At 54.6% G+C, this 5,178-nt stretch carries 8 protein-coding genes; all 8 read left to right on the top strand.

Going from position 1 to position 5,178, the window contains the following annotated elements; translation table 11 throughout:
• A partial coding sequence (locus WC488_04420; protein MFA5077644.1) for a hypothetical protein occupies positions 1 to 494 on the top strand: 494 nt, incomplete at its 5' end.
• 383 nt (positions 495 to 877) lie between these two features.
• Positions 878 to 1,819 (top strand): 50S ribosomal protein L3, encoded by a 942-nt coding sequence (locus WC488_04415; GenBank protein MFA5077643.1) that lies wholly within the window; start codon positions 878 to 880, stop codon positions 1,817 to 1,819.
• A gap of 5 nt (positions 1,820 to 1,824) precedes the next feature.
• Positions 1,825 to 2,610, top strand: a complete 786-nt coding sequence (gene rpl4p / locus WC488_04410) for a 50S ribosomal protein L4 (protein MFA5077642.1) — start codon at positions 1,825 to 1,827, stop codon at positions 2,608 to 2,610.
• 9 nt (positions 2,611 to 2,619) lie between these two features.
• Positions 2,620 to 2,868 (top strand): 50S ribosomal protein L23, encoded by a 249-nt coding sequence (gene rplW / locus WC488_04405; protein MFA5077641.1) that lies wholly within the window; start codon positions 2,620 to 2,622, stop codon positions 2,866 to 2,868.
• A gap of 10 nt (positions 2,869 to 2,878) precedes the next feature.
• Positions 2,879 to 3,631, top strand: a complete 753-nt coding sequence (locus WC488_04400; protein ID MFA5077640.1) for a 50S ribosomal protein L2 — start codon at positions 2,879 to 2,881, stop codon at positions 3,629 to 3,631.
• Positions 3,622 to 4,023: a ribosomal protein S19 family protein gene (locus tag WC488_04395; GenBank protein ID MFA5077639.1), complete on the top strand. Its 402-nt coding sequence runs from the start codon at positions 3,622 to 3,624 to the stop codon at positions 4,021 to 4,023. The genes WC488_04400 and WC488_04395 overlap by 10 nt, the downstream gene beginning before the upstream one ends.
• 4 nt (positions 4,024 to 4,027) lie before the next feature.
• Positions 4,028 to 4,738, top strand: a complete 711-nt coding sequence (locus tag WC488_04390) for an uL22 family ribosomal protein (protein MFA5077638.1) — start codon at positions 4,028 to 4,030, stop codon at positions 4,736 to 4,738.
• Positions 4,738 to 5,178 (top strand): KH domain-containing protein (locus tag WC488_04385; protein MFA5077637.1); only part of this gene is annotated, 441 nt, incomplete at its 3' end. The genes WC488_04390 and WC488_04385, both read left to right, overlap by 1 nt.

The raw sequence follows: 5,178 nt of genomic DNA, 5'->3' as shown, positions 1-5,178 counted from the left end.
CTGGGTGTATTTACATGCAAAAGCACGATTCAGAGAAAAAAGGCCCGGCTCAGATTCCTAAAGGAGAGCTAATAGTATCTGAAAAGACAAGGAGAAAAGACCCAATGCATTCCCTCGCAGAATTCATGTCCGTGCCCAGCAGACTGCGCTCATGCTTTTTTCAAAATTCCCCCTTGGGTAAAAGTCTTCTCGAAGCCAACCTGCTTACTGCATTTGTGGCAAAGGCCTTGAAAGAAGGAAAGAAGCTTGCCGACGTCCAGCTTGCACTCAGAGAATACGGCACCCATGATTCCTGGGGACAGTTTCTTCATGACAATTCGCCCAATAGGGATATTTCAGTTTATTTCGAAATCATTCTGGATGCTTTATCGAGCAAGCTGAAGCTTTCTACAGATAAATCTAAGCTGAAGGAAGGCCAAACGCTGCTCTATGATTTCATGAAGGAGCGTCTAGAAGCGTCGCAATTCAAGGCCGAAGCGAAGCAATTATTTTGAGTCCCAAGATAATTGCAAAAAGGGCGCCAAACTCGAACAACATCATAAAATTCGGCCTGCCGTTCAATGTCGAACAGGTAAACCAGGGGCGGATAATCTACGATGTCGAAAGCGGAACAATGCATATGCTCCGTTGTTTTTCAACCCACAAAGATTACGAAAAGCGGTACCAGTCGTTCAGATAACCTTTTTAAATGTATTCCATCAAATTCTTTCTACTCATTATTCTAATGGCATCCCAACATCCGTCTTTGGCTGGTTCCAGCCGAGGATGGATAAAAGGAAGGACTGGTTCAAGCTGGTTTTCCTTCCTCTGGGCAATGCAGTAGGATGGAGGCAAAATATCAGGATTCATCAGAGCTGATATTCCAAAAAGTGATGATATGGACCTACACAGGCCTAGAAAAGGTTCGCGTGGCTTCAGGCCCAGGAAAAGGGCGGAAACCCAGGTAGCCGAGATGTTCTGGCCCTCCAGGGAGGAGAGCCGGGTCCTCGGATTCGCGGGCTACAAAGTCGGAATGACCACGGTTGCGTATATGGACCAGGCAGGCACCACCACGAAAGGGCAGGAATTGGTCGGCGCAGGCACGGTGCTCGAAGCCCCGCCGGTTTACGTTTACGGAGTGCGCGGCTACAAGGCGCGCAAAATCCTGGGAGAGACGCTTTCGGCAGATGAGGCGAAGCTCAAGCTCCTTGGAATGAAGAAAACGAAAAAGACCGAACTCAAGGAAGATGAACTTGACGACGTGCGGCTTTTGGTGTTCACGCAGCCCAGCAGAACCCTGATAGGCAAAAAGCACCCTGAGCGCTTCGAGCTCGCTTTAGGCGGAAAGACCGCGAAGGACAAGCTCGCGTTCGCTAAGACTCTTTTAGGAAAGGAGCTCAGGGCAAAGGACGTTTTTAAGCCCGGAGAAATAATCGACGTTGTTGCAATTACAAAAGGGAAAGGCTGGCAGGGCACTGTAAAAAGGTTCGGGACCAGCATCCAGAGGCCCAAAGCTACCGGAAAAAGAAGGCACGTCGGAACTTTAGGCCAGTGGCATCCTGCGTACGTTCTTTACACTGCCCCGCAGGCAGGCCAAACCGGCTACCACAAGCGCACCGAGCTGAACAAGCACATACTCAAGATTTCTGAAAACGTTGATGAAATAAACCCGAGCGGCGGATTCCCGCACTACGGATTTGTGAAGAACGATTTCGTCATAGTGAAGGGAAGCGTCCCGGGCCCGACGAAAAGGCTGGTGAAGATGCGCGTATCCGCGCGCGACAACGGCCCCTACCAGGAGCTCAAGCTCACCTACCTGTCCAACGAACCCAAGCAGTGATTCCTATGAAAGCTGAAATTTATTCACTTGAAGGAAAGGCTTCCGGCTCAGTCGAGCTTCCGGCGTGCTTCTCCGAGGCCGTGCGCCCGGATTTGATAAAGCGCGCGGTGCTCAGCGACGAGAGCAGGACTTACCAGCCCAAGGGCTCGTTCAGGCTCGCAGGCCTCCAGACTTCCGCTGTTTACAAGGGAAGGAAAGAAGATTTCGGCTCGCTGAAAAACAGGGGCGGAGCCAAGCTTCCCCGCGAAGTCGGCTCGAAAGGCCAGCACGGGAAGGTGAAAAGGATTCCGAGCGCAGTCAAGGGAAGGCGCGCCCATCCCCCGAAGCCGCAGAAAATACTCATAGAAGAGATGAACCCGAAGGAATACAGCAAAGCCCTGCGCTCCGCAATAGCCGCTACTGCGAACCCGGAGCTCGCGAAATCCCGCGGCCACATTTTCAATTCCAAGCTTCCCTTGATTCTTGACAATTCGCTCGAATCGGTGAGCAAGACAAAGCAGGTCATGAATATTTTCGAAAAACTCGGCCTTGCGACCGATGTTTTGAAAGCCAAGAACAACACGAAAGCGCTGAGTGGAATAAGGCACACGAGGAGCAAATCCAAGTATGTCCCGAAATCCGTCCTGCTCGTGGTGAAGGGCGGAAGCGTGCTCAAGGCCGCGAGGAACCTCGCCGGAGTTGACGCGGTGAAAGTCTCGGAGCTGAAGGTGCGCCATCTCGCTCCAGGCACCCATCCAGGGCGCCTGACCGTGTTCTCGGCCAGCGCAGTCGAAGAGCTCAAGAAATTCTGAGGTGCTTGAATGTTCATAATATCTCCGGTAAGGACCGAAAAATCCGTCGCGAAGATGGAATTCGGGAACACGGTCACCTTCGTGGTGAGTGAAGAGTCGAAGAAGAGCGACATCAAAGCCGAAGTCGAGAAGATTTTCGGCACCAAGGTGCAGAAGGTGCGCATGTACAACACCGCCAAGGGCCAGAAGCGCGCAATCGTGCGCCTGGTGAAGGGCGCGAAGACCGACGACATCGCGGCGAAGCTGAAGCTTATATGAGGTTGTTCTAATGGGAAAAAGGCTTAAACAGCAGAGGAGGGGGGACGGCTCCCCGGCTTACAAGGCGCCAACCACGCGCTACAAGGTGGACCTGCAGTACAGGCCCTACGACGACGCTGAAAAGGCAGGGGTGCTCAGGGCCCAGATAATGGATTTCATAGACGACCCGGGGCGCGACGCGCTCGTGATGAAGGTCCTTTACGACAACGGCGAGTCCGGCTATCTTCTGGCTCCCGAAGGAGCAATCGCAGGCGATTACGTCGAGGTCGGGGCGCAGGCGAAGATAAGCCCCGGAAACCTTCTTCCGCTCTACAGGATTCCGGACGGCGCATACATATTCAATATAGAACGGATGCCAGGAGACAGGGGCAAGTTCATACGCACCCCGGGCTCCTACGCTTCCATCGTTTCCAGGAAGAACAACGTGGTTTACGTGAGGCTTCCGAGCAGGAAAACCATCACGCTTTCAGCGGACTGCAGGGCCCAGATAGGCATCGTTTCCGGCGGAGGGCGCCTGGAGCAGCCTCTGCTCAAGGCAGGAACCGCTTACCACAAGCACCACGTCCGCAACCGCCTCTGGCCCAAGAACAGGGGCGTGAAGATGAGCGTTTACAACCATCCGTTCGGAGGGAAGCAGCACCACGAAGGAAAGCCGACCACGGTTTCCCGCGGAGCCCCCCACGGAAGGAAGGTCGGGCACATAGCCGCGAGAAGCACCGGAAGGAAGAAGTCGGTGCGCAACGTTGATGAGGGATCGCAATGAAACGTGAAGTTTACAAAGGGCTCGAGGAGGAAGCGCTCAAGGGAATGAGCATGGAGAAATTCATGGAGCTCGCGAATTCGCGCGAGCGCAGGACCCTGAAGCGCCTCTCCACCAATGTCCAGCTGAAGAAGCTCATCGCCAAGGTGAAGGAGATAAAGGCGAAGAACCCGAAGAAGGTGATAAGGACCCACTCGCGCGAAGCAGTGATACTTCCCGAGTGGCTGGGCCTCACGTTCGGGGTGCACAACGGCAAGGAGTTCAAGAACGTCCCAATCACGCTCGAAAAAATCGGGAAGCGCCTGGGCGATTTCGCCCACACGACCGGAAGAGTGCTGCACGCAGGCCCGGGAATAGGCGCCACCCGCGGTTCGAAGTTCGTCGCAGTGAAGTGATTTTATGTATTCCTACAAATTCACCGACGCCCCTGTGGGCAAGGCAAGGCTGGAGGACGTGGAGGCCAGCTACAAGGACCTCGCCGAGGTTTGCTCCAACATAAGGGGCAAGCCGGCCGCGAAGGCAGTGGAGCTCCTCAGGGCCGCCTCCGAAGGAAAAATGCCCATCCTTTACAGGAAATACATTTCAGGGCTCGCGCACAGGCACGAACTCGGGGGCAAGCCCGGCAGGTACCCGAAGAAATCCGCGAAGTTCGTGCTCAACGCGCTCATCAGCGCAATCTCCTCGGCGAAAGCCAAGAGCCTGAGCGAGGACCTCCTGGTGGTGCACGCGTCCGCGAACAGGAAGAGCAGCTTCCCGCGCCTCGCGCCGAAAGGGAAGCGCATGCGCTCCAATTTCGAGACCGCGCGCATAGAAATCGTCGTAGCAGAACGCGTTCCTTCCAAGAAAGAGAAGAAGGAAACAAAATCCGACTCCAAGGCCGCGCAAATCCAAAAGCCTGAATCCAAGGCTGTTGCGCAGACCCAGAAACCTGAAATCAAGATTGCGGAGAAGAAACCCGAGCCGAAACCCGAACCTAAAATTCAAACCAAGCAAGAGGCAAAAAGCGAAGCCAGGCCCGTGGCGAAACCAGAAGTAAAGACCGAGAATAAAGACCAATCGAAGAAAGCGGTCAATCCGGCCCAGAAGGCGCAGAAGAAAGGTGAATCCTGATGGTATACGAGAAGAAGTTCATCGAAGAGCCCATCCTCCAGTACGAGATAATGAAGTTCCTGGAGAAAGGGCTGGACCGGACCGACCTTGCGAACATAGACATCCAGCGCACGCCGGTCGTCACGCGCATCACGCTCGAAGTGATGAATCCCGGAAAGATAATAGGCAGGCGCGGGGGCGTGATAAACCAGCTCACCGAGACGCTCCAGCGCGAGTTCAACATAAAGAACCCGCAGATAAGCGTGGTGGAAGTCAGGCACCCGGGCCTTGAGCCCAGGATAATGGGCAGGCGCGCCGCCAAAATGCTCGAGATGGGCAAGAAAGCGAGGATGGTCCTCCACTACCTTCTCAGGGAAATCATGGCCTCCGGAGCAATCGGGGCCGAAATAATCGTTTCAGGGACCATGAGCAGGGGAAGCAGGGCCAAGAGATTGTCCGTG

Source organism: Candidatus Micrarchaeia archaeon (genome assembly GCA_041650355.1).
In the GTDB taxonomy this organism is placed as follows: domain Archaea; phylum Micrarchaeota; class Micrarchaeia; order Anstonellales; family Bilamarchaeaceae; genus JAHJBR01.
The sequence above is the reverse complement of the archived record's forward strand: the minus strand, read 5'-3'. Positions and strand labels throughout refer to the sequence as shown.